Genomic DNA, 26,509 nt, shown 5'->3' with positions numbered 1-26,509 from the left:
AAGGTTGCCTCGTTGGCGCGGCCGCTGCCGCACATCGAAAGAAGAAGGTTCATCGCCGCTCGGGCCACGCGGGCAGCAGCGCGTCGCGGCCGTTCTCGCGGATCAGCACGAGCGGATAGCCGAACGCGTCGCTCGCGCGCGCCGGCGTCAGCACGTCGTGCACCGGGCCCGCCCATGCGTGGCCGCGGCCGTCGAGCAGCAGCGCGTGCGTCGCGAAACGCCGCGCGAGATTCAGGTCGTGACACGAGAACAGCACCGTGCGCGGGCCCGCATCGAGCCATGCGGCGAGCGCGGTCAGCGCGTCGATCTGGTGATGCAGGTCGAGATGCGCGAGCGGCTCGTCGAGCAGCATCAGCGGCGCGTCCTGGCACAGCGTCGCGGCCAGCGCGACGCGCTGCCGCTCGCCGCCCGACAGCGACAGCACGTCGCGCGACGCGAGCGTGCTCAGCCCGAACGTCGCGAGTGCGTCGCGCGCGGCCGCGCGGTCGCCGTCGCGCTCCCAGCCCCAGCCGCCGAGATATGGAAAGCGGTTGAGCAGCACCGTGTCGAATACCGTCGCGCTGAACGCGTCGTGCAGTTGCTGCGGCATCAGCGCGCGGCGCCGCGCGAGGTGTTCGGGCGGCCACGCGGCGAGCGGCCGGCCGTCGATCTCGACGTGGCCGCCGGCCGGCTGCTGCAGGCCCGCAAGCGTCGCGAGCAGCGTCGTCTTGCCGGCGCCGTTCGGCCCCGCGACGCACCAGATCTCGCCCGGCCGGAACGCGTGCGTGAAGCCGTCGAGCAGCGTGCGTTCGCCGGCCTTCAGCGTCAGATCGACTGCCGCATAGCGGATGTCGTCGGCGGTGTGCGGTGCGGCGTGCGTCATCGCATCGGTCTCCTCAGCAACATCCACAGGAACACCGGCACGCCGACCAACGCCGTCATCACGCCGACCGGCAATTGCGCAGGGGCGATCGCGGTGCGCGCGAGCAGGTCGGCCGCCATCACGCCGCCGCCGCCCGCGAGCATCGCGGCCGGCAGCAGCATGCGCTGGTCGTTGCCGAACGCGAGCCGCAGCGCGTGCGGCACGACGAGGCCGACGAAGCCGATCGTGCCGGCCGTCGTCACCGCGGCCGCGGCAGCCAGCGACGCGACGAGGTAGATCCGCACGCGCAGTCGCGCGACCGGCACGCCGAGCGCGAGCGCGGTCGCGTCGCCGCGCAGCAGCACGTTGAGTTGCGGCGCGGCCGGTAACGCGACGCAGGCGGCCAGCAACAGCGCGCCCCACGCGAACCACGGCGCAGTCACACCGTTCAGGTCGCCCGTCAGCCAGAAGATGATGCCGCGCAGCCGCGCTTCGGGTGCGAGCGACAGCAGCAGCGTGACGAGCGCGCCCCACCCGGCCGCGATCACGACGCCGGTGAGCAGCAGCCGCGGCGAAGCGTTGCGCGCATCACCGCGCCCCAGCTCGCGGCGCGCCAAGCCCAGCACGAGCGCAACCGACACCAGCGCGCCGGCGAACGCGGACGCATCGACGAGCCACCACGCGGCGCCCGCGATCATCGCGACGAGCGCGAAGCCGGCCGCACCGCCGGACACGCCGAGCACATACGGTTCCGCGAGCGGATTGCGCAGCAGCACCTGGAGCAACGCACCCGCCAGCGCGAGCAGCGCACCGCATGCGAAGCCGGCCAGCGCACGCGGCAGCCGCAGCGTGCGCACGATGTCGGCGAACAGCGCGTCGCCGCCGCCGTGCGGCACGAGCGACGCGAGCGCCTGCCACGGCGACATCGGCACGCTGCCGATCGACAGCGACGCGACGAACAGCAACGCGACCACGGCCGCGAGCATGGCCCAGATCGCCGCGGCGCGCGCGGCGCTCATGCCGTGCACGACGTCGTGCATGACGCGGGACGCTTCGGCTCGCCGCCGGCCGGACGCAGCACCGGCGTCGCGCAACGGCGTGTGGTAGGCATACGCAAGCTCGTCATCCTCGTTGAGCAGGTTGTTGAAGGCGCACGGGGGAACCGTGACGCGGCGATGTGATCGCGCGGCAAGGATCGACGATTCCATTTCCGCCGGGATGCAGTGTCGCGCGACCGGCGTTCTGCGCAATATAGAGGAAGCCGCCGCATCGGGTCGATCGGCGCCGCGCGTGCGCGATCGTCCAGTACGATCGGCGCGGCAAGCGCGGCTTCCAGTGCCGACCCTGCGCCGACACACACCGCAGCAAATCCGAGCGCCGCGACGGCGTGCGTCGGCGCCGGTACGCACGAAGCGGCAGCAGTGCGCGCGGCGGCAGCGACCGGCACGCGGCGGCATGCACCGGGCGCTGCGCACGATTGGGGTCAGCATCGAAGAAGGTCCCGTGAAGCACTGCGCGCCCCGCTTCCCCGCAGGCCACGCGTCATGAAGCCGCCCTGGCTCCTCGCCTCGGCCGGTATCCGGGCTGGCGGCGTACCGGCTCGCCTTCCCGCGCATATCGCGCAGTGGCCCGCGCCCGCGTGCGAACCTGCACGCGAAACGCGCCCGAGCCGGCCTGCGTCATCCGACGCGGCCGCTTACCGTTGCGGGGGCAGCGCAGGTTGGCGATCTCCAGGCGGAGCACGCGCCCTGCTTCCCGTTTAACCGCGCGACACGCGCGCGAGCACCGAGGCGGCGCCAGTTTAGGAGCGGGCCGCGCGAGCGTCAAGAAACCGTCGAAACGCATGCGCAACGCATGCCGGACGCGCATATTCGCGACAAGAAGCCGGGGTGTTACGACTGGAAACGTTACAGATGTCGGAATGCGCGTTATTCCGCGCTAAAATGCTGGGTCTTTAGAGGACGCAGCAGATGCTCAACGAACTCGAAACCTTATCTCAAAATATTGGCCGTCTGATCTCGCTGAACAAGCGCTATCACTCGGAACGGCTCGCGCTCGAGGAGCAGGTCGCGCAAATGCGCGCGGAAGCGGACACAGTCCGCGCGGAACTCGCGCAGCTGCGCGACGAACGCAATGCGCTCGCGGCCGAGCGCGACACCCTGTCGGCAAAGATCGACGACGCCCAGGTCAAACTGAACGCGATTCTCGAAAAGCTGCCGCGCACGAAGAGTACCGAGCAAGCCGACAACCAGCTCGATCTGCTGGATGCGCAGGCGCGCACGGATAGCGACGACGCGGCCAGCCACGGAGAACATGCATGAGCACCAAGCAGATCGAAGTGTCGATTCTCGGCCAGCCGTATCGGCTCGCCTGCTCGGCCGAAACCGAAGCGGCATTGCTCGAGGCCGTCGCGCGCGTCGACGCGGAAATGTCGAAAATCCGCGCGAACAGCTCGGTGCGCGGCACCGATCGCATCGCGGTCATGGCCGCGCTGTCGCTCGCGTCCGAATTGCTGCGGTTGCAAACGAGCGTGCGGCACGGTGAAGCATTTCCGGCGGAAGAAATCCGTCGTACAATGCACCAGATGAACGAACAGCTCGGCGCGGTGCTCGCACAGCACGAGACGCAGTAACGTTTGATCGATGTGTCGATTCCCCTTGATCTCGGCGATCAACGGTGGTCAAATTGGCGCAACGAAACACAGTTCAGTCAGCTTCCCTGCCTGGTTCGCCAAGGTCATATATTCCTTGAACCAATGCCATGTGCACGGTTGCGGAAATTTGTAGCACGGGCGCGCGCGTCACTCTGTCTGATGTACCCGAAGTGCTGCTAACTGCGACCAATTCTGAACCTCAGGTTCAGGATGCCGGCCTAGCGGCCAAGGCGGGGGCCTATTCAACGGCATCGGGAACTCCCGATGCCGTTTCCTTTTGCAGCAGCCCCTTCTGCGTCGATTACGATCCATGCAATACTGGCTGATGAAGTCCGAACCGGACGAAGCAAGCATCGACGATCTCGCGCACGCGCCGCAGCACTCGCTGCCGTGGACCGGCGTGCGCAATTATCAGGCGCGCAATTTCATGCGCGACACGATGAAGATCGGCGACGGCGTGCTGTTCTATCACTCGAGTTGCCCCGAGCCGGGCATCGCGGGCCTCGCCGAAGTCTCGTCGACGCCCTACCCCGACCCCACCCAGTTCGATCCGAAAAGCCCCTATTACGATCCGAAGTCGACGCGGGAAGCGCCGCGCTGGCTGCTCGTCGACGTGCGCTTCGTGAAAAAGTCGCCGCTCGTGCCGCTCGCCGCGCTGCGCGAACACGACGAACTCGCCGACATGCGCGTGCTCGCACGCGGCAACCGGCTGTCGATCACACCCGTCACGCGCGCCGAATGGCGTTTCATCACCGAAAAGCTGATGAAGTAGGCGCACGCAGTAGGCGCACGCAGTAGGCGCACGCAGTAGGCACACGCAGTAGGCGCACGCAGCGTGCGCACGCCAAAGGTCAAATCCGGTCAACACGCGCCACCGCCACGGAACTCGCGGCGCGTTCGCGCGGCCTAAGCAACCGCTGTCGGCCGATCGGTCGACGGTTGTTTTTTCGTCGCGCGGCACGCCCGCGTCGCGCACGCGTGATCCGCGTGCGCGCCCTCGCACAAGGAGTCCAACAATGACCAAGAAATCCGCACTCGCGCTGTCGCTCGCCCTTGCCGCCGCCGTCCCCGTCGCGCTGACGCTCGCGTCGCCGGCCGCATACGCGCAAACCGCGAACCCGCACTTCCCGGAGCCGGCCGGCGTGCTGTCGCTGTCGTCGCAGGCCAGCGCCGACGTGCCGCAGGACATCATCCACATCACGCTGTTCTACGAACAGCAGGCGAAGGATCCGGGCAGCCTGACGTCCGCGCTGAACCAGCGCGCCGACGCGGCGCTCGCGCAGGCGAAGGGCGTGTCGGGCGTCACCGCGCACACCGGTGCGTTCTCCGTGTATCCGAGCACCGATCGCGACGGGAAAATCTCCGCATGGCGCGGCCGTACCGAAGTCGTGCTCGAGTCGCGCGATTTCGCGGCGGCGTCGAAGCTCGCGGGTCAGCTGTCGAACCAGATGCAGGTCGCGAACGTCGAGTTCTCGCTGTCGCCGGAAGCGCAGCGCGCGGCCGAGCAGAAGCTCACGACCGAGGCGATCAAGTCGTTCCGCGCACGCGCGGACGAAGCCGCGAAGGCGTTCGGCTACGGCAGCTATTCGATACGCGACGTGAACGTCGGCGGCGGGCGCAACGTGCAGCCGTACCCGCGCATGATGGCCATGGCCGCGGCCCCGATGGACAGCGCGAAGATGAGCGCGCCGATCTCGGTCGAGGGCGGCAAGGCGACCGTGTCGGTCACGGTCAACGGTTCGGTGCAGATGAAGTAACGCGCATCGCGCGACGCATTACGCGCGGCAGATACGAAAACGCCGGCCCTTGGGCCGGCGTTTCTCGTTTGCGATCGCGCGTCGTGCGTCACACCGCACGACGCGCATCACGCAACAGCATTACGCCATCGCATTACGCCATCGCGTTCGCCGCACGGCGACGATACGCCCACACCATCAGCGCGATGCCGGCGAGGATCATCGGCAGCGACAGCCACTGCCCCATCGACAGGCCGAGTGCGAGCAGCCCGAGGAAGTCGTCCGGTTCGCGCGCGAATTCGACGGTGAAGCGGGCGAGCCCGTAGCCGATCAGGAACAGCGCGGACACCGCGCCCATCGGCCGCGGCTTGCGCGAGAAGAAGAACAGCACGAAGAACAGCGCAATGCCTTCGAGCGCGATTTCATAGAGCTGCGAAGGATGGCGCGGCAGCATCTGGTACTGCATGAACACATCGGCCAGATGCCATTGCTCGACGAGCGCCGGATGCTTCGGCAGCCATGCCGCGTCGTCGCGCATCGCGCCCGGGAACAGCATCGCCCACGGCGAATTCGGATCGGTCACGCGGCCCCACAGCTCGCCGTTGATGAAGTTGCCGAGCCGGCCGGCCGCGAGCCCCGCCGGCACCATCGGCGCGACGAAATCGGTGACCTGCAGCCAGTGACGCTTGCGCTGCCACGCGAACAGCACCATGGCGAGCGTCACGCCGAGGAAGCCGCCGTGGAACGACATCCCGCCTTCCCACACCTTGAACACGTCGAGCGGATGCGAGAAGTAGAAGTCGGCCTTGTAGAACAGCACGTAGCCGAGCCTGCCGCCGAGCACGGTGCCGAGCACGCCGTAGAACATCATGTCGTCGATGTCCTTCGCGGTCCAGCCCTGCGCCGCGACATGCGGCAGCTTCAGGCGGAGCCGGCCCACGACGATCGCCGAGATGAAGGCGACGAGATACATGAGGCCGTACCAGCGCACGGCCAGCGGCCCGAGATGGATCGCTACGGGGTCGAAATTCGGGTGAATGATCATGGATTAGCGATGAAGTTTTCGAATGCGGTACGGCGCTCGCACTGCGCCGCACCGCGCATTGGACGGCGCCGGCGCGCCATCGTTCGCGCTGTCGTTCACGCCGTGATTCGCGCGGTCGCTCGCCTTACGCGGCGACACCGTGCGCGCGCACGACGTCGATGAAGCCGGCGAGCACGGGGCTGACGTCGCCCGTGCGCCACACGAGGCCCGTCTCGACGACCGGCGCATTGCCGGCGAGCGGCCGGTAGACGACGCCGGTGCGCCGCAGGTTACGCAACGACTGCGGCACCAGTGCGACACCCATGCCGGCCGACACGAGGCTGACGATCGTCTGCATCTGGATCGCCTCCTGGCCGATGCGCGGGGTTTCCCCCGCCGCGCCGTAGCAGCCCGTAATGATGTCATAAAAGCCGGGCGCCAGACGACGCGGGAAGATCACGAGCGGCAACGCGGCCAGGTCGGCGAGGTGCACGGGTTCGTCTTCCGGCGCGTCCGGCGCCGCGCTCGCCGGCATCGCGACCACCAGCGGCTCGCGCACCACCGGCAGATACGACAGCCCCGCCGCGTGGCGCGGCGGCACCGGCGGAATCACGAGCCCCGCGTCGATGCGGCCGGCGACGAGTTCGTCGATCTGCACGTCGCTCGTCGCCTCCGCGAGCTGCAGCCGCACCTGCGGATAGCGCGCGCCGAACGCACGCAGCAGCGACGGCAGCAGCCCGTAATCGGCAGTCGACACGAACGCGAGCGACAGCGACCCGGCTTCGCCGCGCGCCAGCCGCCGCGCGAGCGGCGGCAGCGCATCGGCCGACGCGAGCAGCCGGCGCACGTCCGGCAGCAGCGCCGCGCCGACCGCGGTCAGCGCGACCGAGCGCTTGGTACGCACGAACAGCGCGACGCCGAGCGCGTCCTCGAGCGCGCGGATCGCCTGCGACAGCGGCGGCTGCGTCATTGACAGGCGCTCGGCCGCACGGCCGAAATGGCGCTCGTCGGCAACGGTCACGAAATAGCGCCATTGGCGCAGGTCGGGCGTCGGATCGGCCATGCTTCTCTGATTCGCAAAACGTCTTAATAAGCGACAAATAATATATTGGACATTCCATAATCAAAACTCCATTCTTGATCGACCCACCCGGCGCACCGTTCGCGCCGGCGCCGCCAAAACAACGATGGAGCTCCCCATGTCGTACAACCGCCGCTCTAAAAACATCACGCAAGGCGTGGCCCGTTCGCCGAATCGCTCGATGTATTACGCCCTCGGCTACCAGAAGGACGATTTCGACAAGCCGATGATCGGCATCGCGAACGGCCACTCGACGATCACGCCGTGCAACTCGGGCCTGCAGCGGCTGTCGGACGCGGCCGTCGCGGCGGTGAAGGCGGCCGACGCGAACCCGCAGATCTTCGGCACGCCGACGATCTCGGACGGCATGTCGATGGGTACCGAAGGGATGAAGTATTCGCTGGTGTCGCGCGAAGTCATCGCCGATTGCATCGAGACTTGCGTGCAGGGCCAGTGGATGGACGGCGTGGTGGTGGTCGGCGGCTGCGACAAGAACATGCCGGGCGGGATGATCGCGCTCGCGCGCCTGAACGTGCCGGGCATCTACGTGTACGGCGGCACGATCCGCCCCGGTCACTGGAAGGGCCGCGACCTGACGATCGTGTCGTCGTTCGAGGCGGTCGGCGAGTTCACCGCGGGCCGGATGTCGCAGGAGGATTTCGAAGGGGTCGAGAAGAACGCGTGCCCGACGTCGGGGTCGTGCGGCGGGATGTACACAGCGAACACGATGAGCTCGTCGTTCGAGGCGCTCGGCATGTCGCTGCTGTACTCGTCGACGATGGCGAACCCCGATCAGGAGAAGGTCGACTCGGCCGCCGCATCCGCGCGTGTGCTGGTCGAGGCCGTGAAGCGCGACCTGAAGCCGCGCGACATCATCACCAAGGAATCGATCGAGAACGCGGTGTCGCTGATCATGGCGACCGGCGGCTCGACCAACGCGGTGCTGCACTATCTGGCGATCGCGCACGCGGCCGAGGTCGACTGGACGATCGACGACTTCGAGCGCATCCGCAAGCGCGTGCCGGTGATCTGCGACCTGAAGCCGTCGGGCCAGTACGTCGCGACCGACCTGCACCAGGCCGGCGGCATCCCGCAGGTGCTGCGGATCCTGCTCGACGCGGGGCTGCTGCACGGCGACTGCATGACGATCACCGGCCGCACGATCGCCGAGGAACTGAAGGACGTGCCGGGCGTGCCGCGCGCGGATCAGAAGGTGATCTTCCCGATCGATCGCGCGCTGTACAAGGAAGGCCATCTCGCGATCCTGAAGGGCAATCTCGCGGAAGACGGCGCGGTCGCGAAGATCACCGGCCTGAAGAATCCGGTGATCACCGGCCCGGCGCGCGTGTTCGACGACGAGCAAAGCGCGATGGACGCGATCCTCGGCGACAGGATCCGCGCCGGCGACGTGCTGGTGCTGCGCTATCTCGGCCCGCAGGGCGGCCCAGGCATGCCGGAAATGCTCGCGCCGACGTCGGCGATCATCGGCAAGGGGCTCGGCGAATCGGTCGGCTTCATCACCGACGGCCGCTTCTCGGGCGGCACCTGGGGGATGGTGGTCGGCCACGTCGCGCCGGAGGCGTTCGTCGGCGGCACGATCGCACTCGTGCACGAAGGCGACTCGATCACGATCGATGCGCACCGGCTGGTGCTGCAGCTGAACGTCGACGATGCGGAGCTCGCGCGCCGGCGCGCCGCATGGAAGCAGCCGGCGCCGCGCTACACGCGCGGCGTGCTCGCCAAGTTCGCGGCCCTCGCGCGTCCGGCGAACCAGGGTGCCGTCACCGGCTGATGCGGCGCGCGGGGCATGCGACCCCGTTGCGGGCGGCCGTCGGGGAAACGCGCAAAACGCGCTTTCCCTTTGCTTTTATAATGCGCGGATCGTGAAGCCGGCCGTCCCGCCGGCGGAGAACCGCATGAAACAGACGATATCGCGCGCGCTGCTCGTCGCGCTGCTGACCGGCAGCGCGGCGGCGGCTCATGCCGCCGACCCGGCCGGCGACGGGCTCGCGCTCGCACAGCGCAAGAACTGCATGGCCTGCCACGCGGTCGGCAAGCCGCTGATGGGCCCGTCGTTCCACGACATCGCCGGCAAGTACGCGCCACGCGCCGACGCCGGCGATTACCTCGCGCAATCGATCGTGAAAGGCAGTGTCGGGGTGTGGGGCAGCGTGCCGATGCCCGCCAATACGCAGCTGACGAGCGTCGAGGCGCACACGCTCGCGCAGTGGGTGCTGTCGCTGCATTGACGAACCCCGCAGCGGGCGCGCACCGCGCTTGCCGCACTCCTCCCTAACGCCGGGTCGGCGATCGTCAGCGACGCTGACCGGAACCGCGCCCGCGGTTCAGCCTGAATGACCGGTCCGACGGCGGGCGATCTCTTCGTCGACCGCGTCGCGCACCCAGTCCATCACTTCCGTTTCGAGCGCCAGCGCGACTTCGCGCGTGATCTGCCCGACGAGCCACGCCGTATGGTCGTGCAGCGCGTCGCGGCAGCGCGCTTCGATGGCCTCGCGCCCTTCGCCGGTCAGGTAATTCGTCAGTCGATTGCGCAGACGCTCGGCGATATGCTGCGCGTCCGCCGGCGTCAGCGCGGCGGCTGCATGCGTATCCGGTCGCAATGCGCCGGCGAGATGATCGGTTGCCAGCCCATCGACAACCGGCGCGACCGCTTGAAGCAGCGCCACTTCATCGGTCTCGCGCGACGCCGTGACCACGCCGGGCGGCGGCGCATCGTCGGCGCCGAGCGCGGATCGCAGCGGCGGCTGCATCGCGGCCGATTCCCCGGCGACGACGTGGTCGGCGGCACCGGGTTCGGCCGGCGCGTCGCTGTCGGCCGGCAGGTCGACGGTCGGGACATCCGGCGTCGGCACCGGTTCGACGACGACGAATTCAGGGTCGAGTCCTGCGTGTTCGGATATAGCGGGCGGAGCCGCCGGCTCGCCCGGCACAACCACGTCGGTCAGCACCGGAATGGCGGCATCGTCGCGCGGCGGCGCATCGGTGGCGGACGAACGCGCGGGCACCGGCTTGCCCGGCACCAGCACGTCGGTCAGCGTCGGGATCGAAGGGGATTCGGGTTGTGTCACGGGAATGCTCCGTCGACGGTTTCGGCTAGCTGCCCTGCTTGTAGTTGTTCAGCGCGTAGCCGCGATCGCGATAAAAACGGTAGCGGTCGCGGCCCGCGGCCAGCTCGTCCGGCGCATTGCCGACCACTTCGAGCAGGCGCTCGAAGCGGGCGAACTGCGCGGGCACGGCCGCGCCGAGGTTCAGCAGCACATGGTGATGCGGCGCCTGGTCGAGGTCGGCGGTCAGCACGATCGGCGTGCCGGCCGCGTGCGCGCTGTCGACGCCGCAGTGCGGAATGAAGTCGAGCGGCGAGAACGTCCAGAGCTGCTCGTCGAGCGCGCGCAGGCGCGCGGGCTCCGCGAGCACGACGACCGGCTGCCCGGCCTGGTAGGCCTTGCGCAGCAGCCGGCACGCGTACGCGAGCGAATCGCCGACGTTCGAGTGGAAATCGATTCGTGTCATTGCCCGCGTACCCGCATCGTCGTGAGACCCGCCATCACTGGCCGGCGCGGTCGATCAGGAACTGCGCGAGCAGCGGCACCGGACGGCCTGTCGCACCCTTCGCAGCGCCGCCCTTCCACGCCGTGCCGGCGATGTCCAGGTGCGCCCACGGGTAGCTCTCGGTGAAGCGCGACAGGAAGCATGCTGCCGTCACGGCACCGGCCGGACGCCCGCCGATATTCGCGATATCCGCGAAATTCGACTTCAGCTGATCCTGGTATTCGTCGTCGAGCGGCATGCGCCATGCCGGATCGTTCGCTTCGCGCGATGCGTCGAGCAGTTCGCCCGCGAGCGCATCGTCCTTCGAGAACAGGCCGCTGTTGTGCGCACCGAGCGCGATCACGCAGGCGCCCGTCAGCGTCGCCACGTCGATCACCGCGGCCGGCTTGAAGCGCTCCGCATAGGTGAGCGCGTCGCACAGGATCAAGCGGCCTTCGGCGTCGGTGTTCAGCACCTCGATCGTCAGGCCCTTCATGCTGGTGACGATGTCGCCCGGCTTCGTCGCGTTGCCGCCCGGCATGTTCTCGCAGGTCGGCACGATCGCGACGACGTTGATCTTCAGGGCCATTTCGGCGACCGCACGCATCGTGCCGAGCACCGAGCCGGCACCGCACATGTCGTACTTCATCTCGTCCATGCCCTCGCCCGGCTTCAGCGAGATGCCGCCCGTGTCGAACGTGATGCCCTTGCCGACCAGCACGATCGGCGCGGCCTTCGCGGCGGCGCCCTGGTAGTGCAGCACGATGAACTGCGGCGGCTCGACCGACGCACGCGCGACCGACAGGAACGAGCCCATCTTCAGCGCCTGGATCTGCTTCAGGCCGAGCACCTCGGCCTTCAGACCCCAATCCTTCGCGATCTTCTTCGCGGTGTTGCCCAGATAGGTCGGCGTGCACACGTTGCCGGGCAGGTTGCCCAGATCGCGCGTGAGGTCCATCCCGTTCGCCAGCGCGACGGCCTGCTTGATCGCCAGCTTCGCGGCCTTCTCATCGGCCGGCTCGACGCTGAACACGACACGCTTGAGCGTGTGCGACGCCGGTTCCGGCTTGCTCTTCATCTGCGTGAAGCGGTAGGTCTCGTTGCGCAGCGCGAGGATCGCCGCACGCACGCCCCAGTCGGAGCCGCGCTCGTCGACCGGCAGCTGCGCGAGCGAGAACGTGACCTGGACGACCTTGGTCGCCAGCAGCGCGCGCCACGCGGCCGTCACTGCGTCGTTGTAGGCTTTCTGATTGAAAGCATCCTGCTTGCCGAGGCCGACGAGCAGCACGCGCGATGCGCCGATGCCGGATACTTCGTGCAGGAACAGCGTCTTGCCGCGCTTGCCGTCCATGTCGCCGGCCTTCACCACGCGCGAGATCAGCCCCTTGGTGGCCGTGTCGATGTCGAGCGCCGCGCCCGAGAGGGTCTGCGCCTCGAAGATGCCGAGCACGATGCAGTCGGACTTCCCGGTCAGGAACCCCTTGGCCTCGCCTTTGCTCCAATCACAGCCTTTTATGCTAAAGTCCATCGCGCTTGTCCTCGGATAAAATCTGGGCTAAGGATGAAAGCCGCAATTATCCGCTATTTTTCCCGTGGCGGCGCGAGCGCTCCACCACGCGTGCGCAGCCTCCCGCCCTCTTCTCATCAAGAATGATCTTCGAACGCTCCCTCCAGCGCGAGCTTGCGTATACGGCTGGCGCCGTGTTCATGGTGCTGCTCACGATCATGCTCACGACGATGATGATCCGCATCGTCGGCTATGCCGCGTCCGGCGAAATCGATCCACGGGACGTGCTCGTGCTGATCGGCCTGACCGTGATCGGCTATCTCGCCGTGATGCTCGTCGTCACGCTGTTCGTGTCGATCCTGTTCGTGCTGACCCGGTGGTACCGGGACTCCGAAATGGTGGTCTGGCTCGCGTCGGGCGTGAGCCTCACGCGCCTGATCAAGCCGATCGGCGTGTTCGCGACGCCCATCATCCTGCTGATCGCGTTCTTCGCGTTCGTCGGCTGGCCGTGGTCGAACCAGCAGAGCAAGCTGATCAAGGCACGCTTCCAGCAGCGCGACGAGATCTCGCTGCTCGCGCCCGGCCAGTTCCGCGAATCGGCGTCGAACCATCGCGTGTTCTTCATCGAGAAGATGTCGCCCGACCAGAGCAAGGTGCAGAACGTGTTCGTCACGTCGACCGAGAACGGCAAGGTCAACGTCGTCGTGTCGCACACGGGGCACACGGAAACCCGCGACGGCGATCGCTTCGTCGTGCTGGAAGACGGCCGCCGCTACGACGGCACGCCCGGCCAGCCGAACTTCAAGATCATGGAGTTCCAGCGCTACGGCGTGAAGATCACGAGCACCCCGGTCACCAACGTGCCGACCACCAGCAGCACGTCGACGCCCGACCTGCTGCGCAACCCGACCCGCGACAACCTCGCGGAATTCGCGTGGCGCGCGGGGCTGCCGCTGATCGCGATCAACCTGCTGGTGCTCGGCATCCCGCTGTCGTACCAGAACCCGCGCCGCAGCCGCACGATCAACCTCGTGATGGCCGTGCTGATCTACCTCACGTATTCGAACCTGCTGAACGTTGTGCAGGCGCAGATCGAGCAGGGCAAGATGTCGTTCGGCGTCGGTCTCGTGGGCCTGCACGTGGTCGTCGCGCTGATCGTCGCGTTCATCTTCTGGTTGCGCGTGCGCAATCGTCCGCTGTTTACACGCGCGCTGTTCGGCCGCTCGGGAGCATGATCGATGCGGCTCTATGAAAAATATTTCGCGCGGCAGATCTACGTCACGTTCGTCTTCATCCTGTTCGCGTTCTCGGGCCTGTTCTTCTTCTTCGATCTGATCAGCGAACTGAACTCGGTCGGGCACGGCAACTACAAGTTCGGCTACGCGGTGCTGCGCGTCGCGCTGCAAACGCCGTCGCGCTTCTACGAGATCATTCCGGTCGCCGCGCTGATCAGCGCGATCTACGTGTTCGCGCAGATGGCCGCGAACTCGGAATTCACGATCTTCCGCGTGTCCGGCCTCGCGACCAACCAGGCGCTGCGCTCGCTGCTGAAGATCGGCATTCCGCTCGTGATCATCACCTACCTGATCGGCGAATTCGTCGGCCCGTACGCCGATCAATTGTCCGAGCGCGTGCGGCTGCAGGCGCTCGGCGCGTCGGTGTCGTCGAACTTCCAGTCGGGCGTGTGGGTGAAGGACACGCTCGCGGCGCGCGAGAACGGTGAGCAGGTCACGCGCTTCGTCAACGTCGGCAGCCTGTCGCCCGATTCGACGATCAGCAACGTGCGCATCTACGAATTCGACTCGAAATTCCAGCTGCAGAACGTGCGGATCGCGCAGACGGGCCGCTACGAGCCGCCGGGCCACTGGCTGCTCAAGGGCGTCACGGAAACCGAACTGACGCCGATCAAGCCGATCAGCGGCGCACCGGCCGACGCGCTGAACCCCGTGTACCGCTCGCAGCAAGTGACGCTGCCCGAATACCGGCTGCGCTCGGACCTGACGCCGCAGATCCTGTCGGTGCTGCTCGTGTCGCCGGAGCGCATGTCGCTCGTCAACCTGTTCCGCTACATCCAGCACTTGCGCGAGAATCAGCAGGACACGCAGCGCTACGACATCGCACTGTGGCGCAAACTGCTCTACCCGTTCGCGGTGTTCGTGATGCTCGTGCTGTCGCTGCCGTTCGCGTACCTGCATACGCGCGCCGGCGTGGTCGGCGTGAAGGTGTTCGGCGGCATCATGCTCGGCATGAGCTTCCAGCTGCTCAACACGCTGTTCTCGCACATCGGCACGCTGAACACGTGGCCCGCGCCGCTGACCGCGGCGACGCCGGGCCTCATCTATCTCGCGCTCGGCCTGTTCGCGCTCAAATGGGTCGACCGGCACTGAGCGCCGTCACGACGGAGGCTTCGACATGAGTTCGCACGGCATCGTCCTGTTCGGCCACGGCGCACGCGATCCTCGCTGGGCCGAACCGTTCGAACGGCTGGCCGCACGGCTGCGCGGCACCGATGAGTCGGCACCGCACGTGTCGCTCGCATTCCTCGAACTGATGACGCCGTCGCTCGACGCAGCCGTCGCCGCGCAGGTCGCGGCCGGCTGCACGCGGATCACCGTGGTGCCGGTGTTCTTCGGCCAGGGCGGCCATGTCCGTCGCGACCTGCCCCAGCTCGTCGACGCGTGCCGCGCCGCACATCCTGGCATCGAGATCCGTTGTGCGACGGCCGTCGGCGAAGACGACGGCGTGCTCGACGCCATCGCGCGCTACTGCATCGACCAGCTCGGTCGCGACGCGTAGGCGAATCCGCGGCCCGCGGCGGCCCGCAGCGGCAAGCAGCGAGCCCAAACAAAAAAGCGCCGGCTTCGGAAGCCAGCGCTTTTTTTTTGCCCACCAACCGGCGGCAGTCTTGCGGCTATCGCTACGTCGCCTGCCGCGTGCAAGCCTCAAGCGGCATTGCGCATCGCATCGCCCTCTTTCGCGATCGGCGCGCGCTCGGCGAACGCGTCGCCGATCATCAGCAGGCTCGGTTCGGCCGGGGAGAGCCACGCCTGCGCGTCGCCCGCCGCCATCTGCGCGAGCGTGAGCGTCAGCGTGCGTTCGCGCGCGGTGCTGCACGCCTCGACGATCGCGACCGGCGTCGCCGGCGCACGGCCCGCGTCGATCAGTTCCTGCGCGATGCCGGGCGCGCTGTCGCGGCCCATGTAGTAGACGATCGAATCGGCGCGCGCAGCCTCGCGAATCTCGTCGCTGCCCGGTGCGCGGCTGTGCGTCGCGAACGCGACGCTGCGCGACACGCCGCGCAACGTCAGCGAGCGCTTCAGCGTCGCCGCGCCGGCCAGTGCCGCGGTGATGCCCGGCACGACCTCGTAGTCGATGCCGGCCGCTTCCAGCGCGCGCATTTCCTCTTCGGCGCGACCGAACAGCATCGGGTCGCCGCCCTTCAGCCGCACGACGCACGCATGCTCGCGCGCCGCGTCGACGATCTGCTTGTTGATGAAGTGCTGCGCGGTCGAACGCTGCCCGCAGCGCTTGCCGACCGCGATCTTGCGCGCGTTCGGCGCGTAGTCGAGCATCGCCGGCTCGACGAGCGCGTCGTGCAGCACGACGTCGGCTTGCTCGAGCAGTCGCATGCCGCGCACCGTGATGAGGTCCGCGGCTCCCGGCCCTGCTCCGATCAGATACACCTTGCTCATGTTTGTCGCTTCGCTTGTCCTGCTACCGCTGCGGCTGGCCCGCGCCGCCAGGAGGCGGCGCGGAACGCCCGTGTTACGCCGAGAATGCGCGGATCATGCCGGCGGCGACCGTGTGGTGCGTCGCCTCGTCGATCAGCACGAACGCGCCCGTGCCCGGATGCGCATCGTAGGTATCGCAGACGATCGGCTTCTGCAGCGTCAGCGCGACGCGGCCGATGTCGTTCATCTTCAGTTCCTGGCGGTCGGTCGCGTGCGACAGCGTATGCACGTCGAGCACTTCCTTGACCGCGCCGATCTTCGCGAACACCGTGCTGGTGGTCTGCTTCAGCAGGTACTTGCGCTGCGGCGACAGCGGCGTCTCGTCGAACCAGCACAGGTCCGCCTCGAGCTTCTTCGCCGGCTCGACCGGCTCGGCGGTCGTGACGAACATGTCGCCGCGCGACACGTCGACGTCTTCCGCGAGACGAATCGTCACCGTCTGGCCCGCGAATGCATGCGGGACAGCCGCGGTGCCGCCCGGCACCGGCGCGATGATCTCGGCGACCGTCGCGGTGCGGTTCGACGGCAGCACGATGATCTCGTCGCCGACCTTCACCTCGCCCGACTCGATCCGGCCCATGTAGCCGCGGAAGTCGTCGGCCGAGCTGCCGTCCTGGCGCGCGACCCACTGCACCGGGAAGCGCAGTGCGTCATGCGCCTGCGTCTCGACCGGCAGCGATTCGAGCACGTCGAGCAGCGGCTCGCCCGCGTACCACGGCATGCGTTCGCTCGCGCCGACGATGTTGTCGCCCTTCAGCGCCGACACCGGCACGAAACGCACGTCCTTCAGGCCGAGCTGCTTCGCGAGCGCGACGTACGCGTCGCGGATCTCGTTGAAGCGCGCTTCGCTGTAGTCGACGAGGTCCATCTTGTTGATCGCGACGATCACGTGCTGCAGCGCGAGCAGCTTCACGATCGCGCTGTGGCGCTTGGTCTGCGGCAGCAGTTGCACGACGCCGTTCTCGACCGTGATGCGCGTCGCGTCGATCAGCACGATTGCCGCGTGCGCGGTCGACGCGCCCGTCACCATGTTGCGCGTGTACTGCTCGTGGCCCGGCGTGTCGGCGATGATGAACTTGCGCTTCGCGGTCGCGAAATAGCGGTACGCGACGTCGATCGTGATGCCCTGCTCGCGCTCGGCTTCGAGGCCGTCCGTCAGCAGCGCGAGGTCGATCTCGTCGCCGACGGTGCGCTTGTTCTTCGCGCGCGACAGCGCGGACAGCTGGTCGGACAGCACGGCCTTGCTGTCGTACAGCAGGCGGCCGATCAGCGTGCTCTTGCCGTCGTCGACGCTGCCCGCGGTGATGAAACGCAACACGCCGAGGTCTTCGGTGTTCTCGATGATGCTCATGATGTGAATGTCCTCGTGTGCTTCAGAAATAACCTTGCTTCTTGCGCTGTTCCATCGCGGCTTCGGATGCCTGGTCGTCCATCCGGGTCGCGCCGCGTTCGGTGATCTCGGTCACCGCCGTCTCGGCGATGATCTTCTCGACGTCGTCCGCGTCGCTCGCGACCGGGCACGTGCAGCTGATGTCGCCGACGGTGCGGAAGCGCACCTGCGCGATCTCGCTCGTCTCGCCGTCACGCATCGGCGTGAGCGGCGTGACCGGCACGAGCAGCCCGTTGCGGCGCACGATCTCGCGCTGGTGCGCGTAGTATATCGACGGCAGTTCGAGGTTCTCGCGGGCGATGTACTGCCACACGTCGAGTTCGGTCCAGTTCGAGATCGGGAACACGCGCAGGTGTTCGCCGTTGTGCAGGCGTGCGTTGAACAGGCTCCACAGTTCCGGGCGCTGCGCCTTCGGATCCCACTGGCCGAATTCGTCGCGGAACGAGAAGATCCGCTCCTTCGCACGCGCCTTCTCTTCGTCGCGGCGCGCGCCGCCGATCAGCGCCGTGTAGCCGTGCTGTTCGATCGTCTCGAGCAGCGTGACGGCCTGCGCGGCGTTGCGCGAATCGGTTTCGCGGCGCAGCACGACCGTGCCGCGCTTGATCGAATCCTCGACGTGGCCGACCACCAGCTCGGCGCCGAGCTCTTGCGCACGGCGATCGCGGAAGTCGATCACTTCCTCGTAGTTGTGGCCCGTGTCGATGTGCACGAGCGGGAACGGCAGCGTCGTCTTGCGGTTCGCGCCGAGGCCGAATGCCTTCAGGGCGAGGTGCAGCACGACGACCGAATCCTTGCCGCCCGAGAACAACAGCGCCGGCTTGCTGCACTCGGCGACCAGCTCGCGCAGGATGTGGATCGACTCGGCTTCGAGCCAGTCGAGGTGGCCCATGCGGTTGTCGGCACCGGTGGGCGGGGCAAAGGCGGATTGCTCGAGCGTCGTGCTCATGATTTCAGTCCTTCTCTTCTGGGTTCGTGCCGCCCGCTGTCGCAGGCGGCGCAATATTCAGTTTCTTGTCGGCTTTCAGTTCGCGGCGCCGGCTTCGGCATTCGCGGGAATCGGCGTGATCGTCGTGATGTGCAGCCCGCATTCCTTCGTGTCGCGCGACTCCCACCACCAGCGGCCCGCCCGGCTGTCTTCGCCCGGACGGATCGCGCGCGTACAGGGCTCGCAACCGATGCTCGGGTAGCCGCGCGCATGCAGCGGGTTGACCGGCACGTCGAACGCCTTCAGGTACGCCCACACGTCAGCTTCCGTCCAGTCGGCGAGCGGGTTGTACTTCGCGATCCCGCGCGCTTCGTCCTGTTCTTCCTCGTGCAGCTCCGCACGCGTGACCGACTGTTCGCGGCGCTGGCCCGTGACCCACGCGCCGACGTCGGCCAGCGCGCGGTTCAGCGGCTCGACCTTGCGGATGTGGCAGCACGACTTGCGCAGCTCGACGCTTTCGTAGAACGCGTTCAGGCCGTGCTCGGCAACGTACTGGTCGACCGCGTCCTGCTGCGGGTGGAACTGCTCGATCTCGTAGCCGTAGCGCTCGCGCACCCGGTCGATCATGCCCAGCGTTTCCGCGTGCAGGCGGCCGGTGTTCAGCGAGAAGATGCCGATCGACGCGCCCTTCGACAGGATCGCGTGCGTGAGCAGCATGTCTTCCGCGGCAAGGCTGCTCGCGAACTTCACCTTCTCGTGGCGCGCGCCGATCTGCGCGAGCAGCGCGTCGAGGCGCTCGATCTTCGCGGCGAGTTCCGGCGTCAGTGCGGTGGCAGTCGCGGTGCTCATGCGCCCACCTTGGTGTCGGCCGCGGCCTCGCGGCGGCGGAACAGCGGTGCCGGCTCGTCGAATGCGCCCTGGTAACGCTGCGTGAATTCCGTGAACGCATTCAGCGCGTCGTGGATGTCCTTGTCGGCGCGCACCGCGTACGCGTCGAAGCCGCAACGCGACATGTACAGCAGCTGGTCGCGCAGCACGTCGCCGATCGCGCGCAGCTCGCCGGTCCAGCCGTGGCGCTCGCGCAGCAGGCGCGCGATGCTGTAGCCGCGGCCGTCCGCGAAGCGCGGGAAATCCACCGCGATCAGCGAAATCGCGCCGAAATCGGCCACGAGATCGGCCGGCTCGCTGTCCGGCGCGAGCCACACGCCGAGTTCGTCCTTCGTCTTCGCGGCGACGAGCGCGGCGCGCTCGGCCTGCCACAGCGCGAACGGCACCAGCACCTTGCCGGCCGGCAATGCGGCGACCGCGGGCAGCGCACCGTCTTCCGCCGCGCGCACGACCTGCCATGCGTCGTCGATCACTGCGCGGTTCTTGATAATCGAAGCCATCTGCAAATTCCTTCTACCCGGTTGGTTACGCGTTCACTGCCTGGCGCGCCGCATACACGCGCTCCTTGAACGGGGCGATGCCGATACGGTCGTACGTGTCGATGAAGCGCTCGCCGTCGATGCGCGCGTCGACGAACGTGTCGATCAGCTTCGCGATCACGTCCGGCACCTCTTCCGCCGCGAACGACGGCCCGATCACGCGGCCGAGGCGCGCGCCGTTGCGGCCCGTGCCCTGCTCGCCGCCGAGCGACACCTGGTACCACTCGGAACCGTCCTTGTCGACGCCGAGGATGCCGATGTTGCCGACGTGATGGTGACCGCACGAGTTCATGCAACCGGAAATATTCAGCGACAGGTCGCCGAGGTCGTACACGTAGTCCAGATCGTCGAAACGCTGCTGGATCGCCAGCGCGATCGGGATCGACTTCGCGTTCGCGAGCGAGCAGAAGTCGCCGCCCGGGCACGCGATGATGTCGGTCAGGAGGCCGACGTTCGGCGTCGCGAAACCGGCCGCCTTCGCCTTCTCCCACAACGCGAACAGGTCGCGCTTCTGCACGTTCGCGAGAATCAGGTTCTGCTCGTGCGACACGCGCAGCTCGCCCAGCGAGTACGCGTCGGCCCAGTCGGCCACCAGATCCATCTGCGCGTCGGTCGCGTCGCCCGGGGCCACGCGGTGATCCTTCAGCGACAGGGTGACGGCCGCATAGCCCGCCACCTTGTGCGGCGCGACGTTGCGCTCGACCCAGCGCGCGAACGCCTTGTTCTCGAGCAGGTGCTGTTCGAACGATGCGTCGGTGTCGGGCAGCTTTTCGTAGACGGGCGGCTTGAAGTATTGCGACACGCGGTCGAGCTCGGCCTGCGTGAGCGTCGACGGGCCGTCCTTCAGGTGCTGCCACTCTTCCTCGACCTGCTGCGCGAACTTCGCCGGCGACAGCGCCTTCACGAGGATCTTGATCCGCGCCTTGTACAGGTTGTCGCGGCGGCCGTAGCGGTTGTACACGCGCAGCACGGCTTCGCAGTACGTGAGCAGGTGCTGCCACGGCAGGTCTTCCTTGATCACCGCGCCGACGATCGGCGTGCGGCCGAGGCCGCCGCCCGCGAGGATGCTCGCGACCACCTCGCCCTGCGCGTTCTTCTTCAGGTACACGCCGAGGTCGTGGATCTGCACGGCCGCGCGGTCATGCTTCGAGCCCGACACCGCGACCTTGAACTTGCGCGGCAGCCACGCGAATTCGGGATGGAACGTCGACCACTGGCGCAGGATCTCGGCCCACGGGCGCGGATCGATCTCTTCGTCCTGCGCGACGCCGGCGAACTGGTCGGCCGTGATGTTGCGGATGCAGTTGCCCGACGTCTGAATGCCGTGCATCTGCACCGACGCCAGCTTCGCGAGGATCTCGGGCGTGTCTTCCAGCTCGATCCAGTTGAACTGGATGTTCGAGCGGGTGGAGAAGTGGCCGTAGCCGCGGTCGTGTTCGCGGGCGATGCGGGCCAGCATCCGGAGCTGGTCGCTGCGCAGGTTGCCGTACGGAATCGCGATGCGGTGCATGTACGCGTGGCGCTGCATGTACAGGCCGTTCTGCAGACGCAGCGGCCGGAATTCGTCTTCGCTCAACTCGCCCGACAGCCGGCGGCGCACCTGATCGCGGTACTGCGCGACACGCTCGTCGACGATCGTCTGGTCGTATTGGTCGTACTGATACATTCGGGGACCCCAGGGGTTTTCGTGGTGACCGCGCGACGTCCTAGCCACGTCGCGCCCGAATCTCCGTTCCGCCGCCATCGCAGGCCTTCCGCTGCCCGGCTGGATTGCTAATGACGAAAACAGATATCCATATTTGAAAAACTCCGGTGAATCGTAATAAACTCGCCTTATATTTCAAACGACTAAAAAATTCTGTTGATATGCGGAAGGGTTATAAATGAACCTGCACCAATTTCGCTTCGTGCGCGAGGCCGTCCGGCAGAATTTCAACCTCACCGAGGCCGCCAAGGCGCTGTACACGTCGCAACCAGGGGTATCGAAGGCGATCATCGAGCTCGAGGACGAGCTCGGCGTGGAGATCTTCACGCGCCACGGCAAGCGCGTGCGCTCGCTCACCGAGCCGGGCAGGATCATCCTCGCGTCGGTCGAGCGGATCTTGCAGGAAGTCGAAAGCCTGAAAAGGGTCGGAAAGGATTACGCGGCGCAGGATCAGGGCAACCTGACGATCGCCGCGACCCACACGCAGGCCCGCTACTCGCTGCCGGCCGCGATCGCCGAGTTCAAGAAGCGCTTCCCGAAGGTGCACCTGTCGATCCTGCAAGGCAGCCCGACGCAGGTGGCCGAGATGGTGATCCACGACCAGGCCGATCTCGCGATCGCGACCGAGGCGATCTCCGACTACAAGGAGCTCGTGTCGCTGCCGTGCTTCCAGTGGCATCACGCGGCCGTCGTGCCGGCCGATCACCCGCTCCTCGAGCGCAAGCCGGTCACGCTGGACGATCTCGCGCAGTTCCCGCTGATCACCTACGAAGGCGCGTTCGCCGGCCGCAAGAAGATCAACCATGCGTTCGCGCTGCGCGGGCTGTCGCCGGACATCGTGCTCGAGGCGATCGACGCCGATGTGATCAAGACCTATGTCGAGCTCGGCCTCGGCGTCGGGATCATGGCCGACATCGCGTTCAACCCGGAGCGCGACCGCAACCTGCGGCTGATTCCCGTCGGGCACCTGTTCGGCAGCAATGTGACGCGCGTCGCGCTCAAGCAGGGCGCGTATCTGCGCAGCTATGTGTATACGCTCGTCGAGCTGCTGTCGCCGACGCTGAACCGCAAGCTGATCGAGCAGGCGCTCAAGGGCGAATCCGAATCGTACGAGCTTTGACGGACAGGTATAAACACAGGGGCGCACATTGCGCCCCTTTTTGTTGCCCGACGGAAATGGAGATTCCCGCATGACGCTTCCCGCCTTGTTGCGCCGCGCCGCCGGTGCCGCCCTCGTGCTCGGCTGCACGGCCGCGCATGCCGACCTGAAGGTTGGCGTCGACCTGTCGTCGACCGGCCCGGCCGCCGTGATCGGCATCACCAGCAAGAACGCGATGCTGATGTGGCCGAAGACGATCGCCGGACAGCCGGTGCAGGTGACGGTGCTCGACGACGCGTCCGACCCGGGCACCGCCGTGCGCAACATCCGCAAGCTGGTCGACGAGGATCACGTCGACGTCGTGGTCGGGCCGAACATCACGCCGGCCGCGCTCGCGGCGCTCGACGCGGTGGCCGCCGCCCAGACGCCGATGATCACGCTGGTCGGCTCCGGCGCGATCGTCGAGCCGCAGGAAGGCGCGCGGACCTGGGCGTTCAAGATGGCGCAGAGCGACCGCGCGATGGCCGACGTGATGACGCGCTACATGGCCAACCACGGCGTGAAGACGGTCGGCTTCATCGGCTTCGCGGACAGCTACGGCGACAGCTGGCTGAACGAGTTCACGCGCTTCGCTGAAGTGCGCAAGATCCGCGTGATCGCGACCGAGCGCTTCAACCGCACCGACGCGAGCGTCACCGGCCAGGCGCTGAAGCTGATCGCGGCCAAGCCCGACGCGATCCTGATCGCCGGCTCGGGCACGCCGGCCGTGCTGCCGCAGCGCACGCTGATCGAGCGCGGCTACAAGGGCGCGATCTACCAGACGCATGGGATCGCGACGCCGGAATTCATCAAGCTCGGCGGCAAGGACGTCGACGGGACGCTGTTCCCCACCCAGCCGGTGGTCGTCGCGCGCACGCTGCCGGCCGACCATCCGGCCCGCAAGGCCGCGCTCGCTTTCGTCGACGCCTACGAGGCGAAATACGGCGCCGGCACCGTCACGCAGTTCGCGGGCGACGCGGCCGGCGTGTACCCGCGCCTCGCGGACGCGGTCGGCCGCGCGCTGAAGGCCGCGCAGCCCGGCACGCCGGCTTTCCGCGCGGCGCTGCGGCACGAACTCGAACGCGCGCACGAGCTCGTCGTGCCGAACGGTGTCGTCAATACCAGCGACAAGGATCACGTGGGGCTCGACCAGCGCGCGAGCGTGATGGGGATCGTCAAGCATGGTCAGTTCGTGTACCTGAGCCAGTAACGGGACGACGGTCGCCGGATAGCTTGCCCGGTGGCCCGTTTTCCGCCATAATCCGCGTTTCGCCGCGCACAATCCGCACAATCGCATGCGCGGCCAGCATCAAAGCCCAGGTGGTGAAATTGGTAGACGCAGGGGACTCAAAATCCCCCGCCGCAAGGCGTGCCGGTTCGATTCCGGCCCTGGGCACCAGAATTTCGCAGCGTCATGCGCTGCACTGTCGAAACCCGCGCAAGCTCGCTGCTTCGCGGGTTTTTTGTTTCCGGCTCCGGCCGTGCATCGGCGGTACATCGAATACGCAATGCAGACCCGCAACGCACGCCTTCTCCCGTTGGTCCAAGCAACAGGACCAGCAGGTACGGAGGGCGCCCATGTCCACGCGCGTCATTTCAGGCCGGCTCTGCCGCGGCGTGCTCGCCGCGCTGCTGACGATCATGCTGGGCGGATGCGACCTGCTGCGGGCGCCGCCCGTGCCCGACTGGCCCGGGCCGCATGCGCCCTACCCGTTCCCGGACAACGTTCCACACCGAACCGAATGATCGGTTCGGCCGGCTTCGCGCCAGCATGCGCGCCGCGCGTTCAGCCTTGTCCGCAGAACTGCAGGATCGCGTGCGCGACCTCCGCCGGCGCCTCGCGCTGCGGGAAGTGCCCGACGCCGTCCATCACCTGCCGCGCATAGCGCGCCGTGAAGAACCGCTCGCGCCCGGCGGAACCGTCCGGGTGATTGCAGGTATCGGCGCCGCCATGCAGCACGAGCGTCGGGACCGACAGCACCGGCGCCGGGTTCAACCGCGCGTCGTCGTCCGCATAATCGGGCGCGCCGGCCGCGAACCCCCAGCGCTGCCGGTACGAATGCAGCACGACGTCGATCCAGTCCGGTCCGTCGAACGCCTCCGCAGCCGCGTCGAATTCCGCTTCCCGATACCAGCCCGGCGGCGACCATGTGTCCCACATCAGGCGCGCGAACGCACGGCGATCGTCGCGCAGTGCTTGCTCGCCGCGCGGCGTCGCCATGAACCAGTGATACCAATAGTTGCGCGCCTGCTGCAGCGACAGCGGCTGGCCGGGATCGTTGGTGCCGTAGCCGACCGACAGCATCACCAGGTGCGACGCGACGCCCTCGCGCAGCCCGCATGCGTTCGCGGCCGCGCGAGCGCCCCAGTCGTGCCCGACCAGCACCGGTCGCTCGACGCCGTTGGAGCCGTTGAGGCCGAGCACGTCAATGAAGTCGAGCACATCGCGCCCGAGCGCCGCGAGCTGGCCGCTGCGCGGCACGGCGGGATCGCGAAACCGGGTCGGCACGAAACCGCGCAGCGCGGGCGCGAGCACGCGATAGCCGTGCAGGACCAGCACTTGCGCCACGGCTTCCCAGCCGACCGGACTGTCCGGCCACCCGTGCAGCAGCACGGCCACGCGTTCGCCGCGCGGGTTCCATTCGAGATAGGCGACGTCGAGCGACGCGGTCGTCGCAAAACGATAAGCGGTCATCGTGTGCTCCGGTGGATCAGTCTGACGGTCGATGGTAGAACCGCCTCTCATCACGATTCGCGGAGTATCATGAATCATTCTTCGAATATTGCGTTGAATCAACCGATGGAACCGCTCGCCGATCCCGCGTCCACCGCGCTCGACATCGCGCTGTTGCGCACCTTTCTCGAAGTCGTCGACAGCCGCGGCTTCGCGCCGGCCGCCGAGCGCCTCGCGCTGACGCCGTCCGCGGTCAGCGGCCACATCAAGCGGCTCGAGCGGGCGGCCGGCACGGTGCTGCTCGCGCGCACGACGCGCCGTGTCGCGCTCACGCCGGCCGGCGACACGCTGTATGCATACGCACGCAACATCGTCGACCTGGAGCGCGAAGTGCGTGCGCGGCTGCGCGGCGCGCCCGCGCACGGCCGGCTGCGTGTCGGCGCGTCGGAGGATTTCGCGGGCACGTGGCTGCCGCAGGTGCTGCGCACGTTTCGCGACAGCCATCCGTGCACGTCGATCGAGCTGAAGGTCGGCATCACCGCGTCGCTGCTGCGGGAGCAAGCGCTGGGCCGGCTCGACGTCGTGTTCGGCAAGCAATGCCGGCCGGTCGACACGCCGGGCGAACTGCTGTGGGAGGAGCCGCTCGTGTGGGCGTTCGCGGCGGATGCCACGCTCGACGCCGACGGCGATGTGCCGCTCGCGCTGTTTCCGGAGCCGTGCGTGTATCGGGAAGCCGCGGTGTCCGCGCTCGCCGCCGCGCTGCGGCCGTTTCGCGTGCAGTTCGAAAGCGGCAGCATGGCTGGCTGCATGGCGGCCGCGCGCGCCGGCTTCGCGGTCACGGCGCTCGCGCGCAGCCAGTTGTGCGACGGTTTGCGCGCGTGCGGGCCGGATGACGGGCTGCCCGCGTTGCCGGCCGCGCGCTTTTACGCGTTCGCGGCGAAGCCCGACGGCGCCGGCGCCGGCGCCGCGCTGATCGATGCGGTGCGGGCCACCGGGCGCGCACGGCAGTTCGCCGCGCAGGCCGGCTGAACGCGCACGCGCCGGGCGCGCCTGTCCTGACTTTGCTGCGCGCCGCCGATTGTGGCCCGCATCTGCACGCGCAGCGCGCGTGTCGGTCGTGTCGGTCGT

The 26,509-nt window shown here is 67.7% G+C and carries 27 protein-coding genes, 1 tRNA gene, 1 other RNA gene and 1 riboswitch; of the genes, 15 read left to right on the top strand and 14 right to left on the bottom strand.

Going from position 1 to position 26,509, the window contains the following annotated elements:
* Window positions 1–49: 49 nt before the first annotated feature.
* On the bottom strand, window positions 50–862 hold the full coding sequence (locus tag C7H84_RS15545) for an ABC transporter ATP-binding protein (RefSeq protein WP_121859600.1): 813 nt from the start codon (window positions 860–862) through the stop codon (window positions 50–52).
* The gene (locus C7H84_RS15540) at window positions 859–1,860 is read right to left on the bottom strand and encodes an iron ABC transporter permease (protein ID WP_121859683.1); all 1,002 of its coding nucleotides are present in this window, start codon (window positions 1,858–1,860) and stop codon (window positions 859–861) included. Before C7H84_RS15540 ends, C7H84_RS15545 begins: the two co-directional genes overlap by 4 nt.
* Before the next feature lie 533 nt (window positions 1,861–2,393).
* Window positions 2,394–2,646: riboswitch (cobalamin riboswitch) on the bottom strand.
* A gap of 165 nt (window positions 2,647–2,811) precedes the next feature.
* On the opposite strand from C7H84_RS15540, the gene C7H84_RS15535 reads away from it, so the two are divergent.
* From C7H84_RS15535 to C7H84_RS15515, 5 genes are all read left to right on the top strand, one after another.
* On the top strand, window positions 2,812–3,162 hold the full coding sequence (locus C7H84_RS15535) for an ATPase (RefSeq protein WP_121859599.1): 351 nt from the start codon (window positions 2,812–2,814) through the stop codon (window positions 3,160–3,162).
* Complete coding sequence (locus tag C7H84_RS15530) at window positions 3,159–3,473, top strand: cell division protein ZapA (protein WP_011885730.1); 315 nt, start codon at window positions 3,159–3,161, stop codon at window positions 3,471–3,473. Before C7H84_RS15535 ends, C7H84_RS15530 begins: the two co-directional genes overlap by 4 nt.
* A gap of 80 nt (window positions 3,474–3,553) precedes the next feature.
* Window positions 3,554–3,735, top strand: a non-coding RNA gene (ssrS, locus tag C7H84_RS15525) — 6S RNA.
* 69 nt (window positions 3,736–3,804) lie between these two features.
* On the top strand, window positions 3,805–4,266 hold the full coding sequence (locus tag C7H84_RS15520) for an EVE domain-containing protein (protein ID WP_121859598.1): 462 nt from the start codon (window positions 3,805–3,807) through the stop codon (window positions 4,264–4,266).
* A 244-nt stretch (window positions 4,267–4,510) separates the two neighbouring features.
* Window positions 4,511–5,251: an SIMPL domain-containing protein gene (locus C7H84_RS15515; protein WP_121859597.1), complete on the top strand. Its 741-nt coding sequence runs from the start codon at window positions 4,511–4,513 to the stop codon at window positions 5,249–5,251.
* A gap of 133 nt (window positions 5,252–5,384) precedes the next feature.
* Here C7H84_RS15515 and lgt read toward each other — a convergent pair whose 3' ends face one another.
* Together lgt and C7H84_RS15505 are read right to left on the bottom strand one after the other, a co-directional pair.
* The gene (lgt, locus tag C7H84_RS15510; protein WP_121859596.1) at window positions 5,385–6,275 is read right to left on the bottom strand and encodes a prolipoprotein diacylglyceryl transferase; all 891 of its coding nucleotides are present in this window, start codon (window positions 6,273–6,275) and stop codon (window positions 5,385–5,387) included.
* A gap of 124 nt (window positions 6,276–6,399) precedes the next feature.
* Window positions 6,400–7,317: a LysR substrate-binding domain-containing protein gene (locus C7H84_RS15505; protein ID WP_121859595.1), complete on the bottom strand. Its 918-nt coding sequence runs from the start codon at window positions 7,315–7,317 to the stop codon at window positions 6,400–6,402.
* Window positions 7,318–7,453: 136 nt separating this feature from the next.
* On the opposite strand from C7H84_RS15505, the gene ilvD reads away from it, so the two are divergent.
* On the top strand, window positions 7,454–9,127 hold the full coding sequence (ilvD, locus tag C7H84_RS15500) for a dihydroxy-acid dehydratase (RefSeq protein ID WP_121859594.1): 1,674 nt from the start codon (window positions 7,454–7,456) through the stop codon (window positions 9,125–9,127).
* A 124-nt stretch (window positions 9,128–9,251) separates the two neighbouring features.
* Window positions 9,252–9,584 carry a c-type cytochrome gene (locus C7H84_RS15495; protein ID WP_121859682.1) on the top strand — a complete coding sequence of 111 codons (333 nt, stop codon included), beginning with the start codon at window positions 9,252–9,254 and terminating at the stop codon, window positions 9,582–9,584.
* Between the two features lie 96 nt (window positions 9,585–9,680).
* On the opposite strand, the gene C7H84_RS15490 is transcribed toward C7H84_RS15495, so the two are convergent.
* Genes C7H84_RS15490 through C7H84_RS15480 form a run of 3 tightly spaced genes read right to left on the bottom strand, consistent with a single transcriptional unit; the run spans window position 9,681 to window position 12,412 of the window.
* Window positions 9,681–10,424 carry a DUF2486 family protein gene (locus C7H84_RS15490; RefSeq protein ID WP_121859593.1) on the bottom strand — a complete coding sequence of 248 codons (744 nt, stop codon included), beginning with the start codon at window positions 10,422–10,424 and terminating at the stop codon, window positions 9,681–9,683.
* A 25-nt stretch (window positions 10,425–10,449) separates the two neighbouring features.
* Window positions 10,450–10,866 carry a DNA polymerase III subunit chi gene (locus C7H84_RS15485; RefSeq protein ID WP_059603821.1) on the bottom strand — a complete coding sequence of 139 codons (417 nt, stop codon included), beginning with the start codon at window positions 10,864–10,866 and terminating at the stop codon, window positions 10,450–10,452.
* 34 nt (window positions 10,867–10,900) lie between these two features.
* Window positions 10,901–12,412 carry a leucyl aminopeptidase gene (locus C7H84_RS15480; protein ID WP_121859592.1) on the bottom strand — a complete coding sequence of 504 codons (1,512 nt, stop codon included), beginning with the start codon at window positions 12,410–12,412 and terminating at the stop codon, window positions 10,901–10,903.
* 122 nt (window positions 12,413–12,534) lie between these two features.
* Here C7H84_RS15480 and lptF point away from each other — a divergent pair, with 122 nt between their 5' ends.
* Genes lptF through C7H84_RS15465 form a run of 3 tightly spaced genes read left to right on the top strand, consistent with a single transcriptional unit; the run spans window position 12,535 to window position 15,187 of the window.
* Window positions 12,535–13,626, top strand: a complete 1,092-nt coding sequence (lptF, locus tag C7H84_RS15475) for an LPS export ABC transporter permease LptF (protein WP_121859591.1) — start codon at window positions 12,535–12,537, stop codon at window positions 13,624–13,626.
* Between the two features lie 3 nt (window positions 13,627–13,629).
* Window positions 13,630–14,778, top strand: coding sequence for an LPS export ABC transporter permease LptG (gene lptG / locus C7H84_RS15470; protein ID WP_121859590.1), 1,149 nt, complete (start codon window positions 13,630–13,632; stop codon window positions 14,776–14,778).
* Between the two features lie 25 nt (window positions 14,779–14,803).
* Complete coding sequence (locus C7H84_RS15465; protein ID WP_121859589.1) at window positions 14,804–15,187, top strand: CbiX/SirB N-terminal domain-containing protein; 384 nt, start codon at window positions 14,804–14,806, stop codon at window positions 15,185–15,187.
* Window positions 15,188–15,333: 146 nt separating this feature from the next.
* Here the strand turns inward: C7H84_RS15465 and cobA are convergent, their stop codons facing one another.
* The 6 genes from cobA to C7H84_RS15435 form a co-directional block, all read right to left on the bottom strand.
* Window positions 15,334–16,083, bottom strand: a complete 750-nt coding sequence (gene cobA / locus C7H84_RS15460; RefSeq protein WP_121859588.1) for a uroporphyrinogen-III C-methyltransferase — start codon at window positions 16,081–16,083, stop codon at window positions 15,334–15,336.
* A 73-nt stretch (window positions 16,084–16,156) separates the two neighbouring features.
* A complete protein-coding gene (locus tag C7H84_RS15455) occupies window positions 16,157–17,473 on the bottom strand; it encodes a sulfate adenylyltransferase subunit 1 (RefSeq protein ID WP_121859587.1) in 1,317 nt (438 codons plus the stop codon).
* Window positions 17,474–17,495: 22 nt separating this feature from the next.
* Window positions 17,496–18,458: a sulfate adenylyltransferase subunit CysD gene (gene cysD, locus C7H84_RS15450; protein WP_121859586.1), complete on the bottom strand. Its 963-nt coding sequence runs from the start codon at window positions 18,456–18,458 to the stop codon at window positions 17,496–17,498.
* Window positions 18,459–18,533: 75 nt separating this feature from the next.
* Complete coding sequence (locus C7H84_RS15445) at window positions 18,534–19,286, bottom strand: phosphoadenylyl-sulfate reductase (protein WP_121859585.1); 753 nt, start codon at window positions 19,284–19,286, stop codon at window positions 18,534–18,536.
* Window positions 19,283–19,825, bottom strand: a complete 543-nt coding sequence (locus C7H84_RS15440; protein ID WP_121859584.1) for a DUF934 domain-containing protein — start codon at window positions 19,823–19,825, stop codon at window positions 19,283–19,285. The genes C7H84_RS15445 and C7H84_RS15440 overlap by 4 nt, the downstream gene beginning before the upstream one ends.
* Before the next feature lie 25 nt (window positions 19,826–19,850).
* Entirely contained in the window at window positions 19,851–21,530 is a 1,680-nt protein-coding gene (locus tag C7H84_RS15435; protein WP_121859583.1) for a nitrite/sulfite reductase, read from the bottom strand.
* A gap of 217 nt (window positions 21,531–21,747) precedes the next feature.
* Here C7H84_RS15435 and C7H84_RS15430 point away from each other — a divergent pair, with 217 nt between their 5' ends.
* The 4 genes from C7H84_RS15430 to C7H84_RS36375 all read left to right on the top strand — a co-directional run bounded on the left by C7H84_RS15430 (window position 21,748) and on the right by C7H84_RS36375 (window position 24,453).
* The gene (locus C7H84_RS15430) at window positions 21,748–22,689 is read left to right on the top strand and encodes a CysB family HTH-type transcriptional regulator (RefSeq protein WP_121859582.1); all 942 of its coding nucleotides are present in this window, start codon (window positions 21,748–21,750) and stop codon (window positions 22,687–22,689) included.
* Window positions 22,690–22,759: 70 nt separating this feature from the next.
* Entirely contained in the window at window positions 22,760–23,917 is a 1,158-nt protein-coding gene (locus C7H84_RS15425; protein WP_121859581.1) for an ABC transporter substrate-binding protein, read from the top strand.
* Window positions 23,918–24,021: 104 nt separating this feature from the next.
* Window positions 24,022–24,106 (top strand) — tRNA-Leu (locus C7H84_RS15420).
* Window positions 24,107–24,285: 179 nt separating this feature from the next.
* Entirely contained in the window at window positions 24,286–24,453 is a 168-nt protein-coding gene (locus tag C7H84_RS36375; RefSeq protein WP_162999287.1) for a hypothetical protein, read from the top strand.
* A 40-nt stretch (window positions 24,454–24,493) separates the two neighbouring features.
* Here the strand turns inward: C7H84_RS36375 and C7H84_RS15415 are convergent, their stop codons facing one another.
* Window positions 24,494–25,402: an alpha/beta hydrolase gene (locus tag C7H84_RS15415; RefSeq protein ID WP_121859580.1), complete on the bottom strand. Its 909-nt coding sequence runs from the start codon at window positions 25,400–25,402 to the stop codon at window positions 24,494–24,496.
* Window positions 25,403–25,507: 105 nt separating this feature from the next.
* On the opposite strand from C7H84_RS15415, the gene C7H84_RS15410 reads away from it, so the two are divergent.
* A complete protein-coding gene (locus C7H84_RS15410; protein ID WP_121859579.1) occupies window positions 25,508–26,410 on the top strand; it encodes a LysR substrate-binding domain-containing protein in 903 nt (300 codons plus the stop codon).
* Window positions 26,411–26,509 lie beyond the last annotated feature (99 nt).

The organism is Burkholderia sp. Nafp2/4-1b, from assembly GCF_003635165.1.
Taxonomy (GTDB): domain Bacteria; phylum Pseudomonadota; class Gammaproteobacteria; order Burkholderiales; family Burkholderiaceae; genus Burkholderia.
Note: the sequence above shows the minus strand (reverse complement) of the source record. Positions and strands in the feature narration are given on the sequence as shown.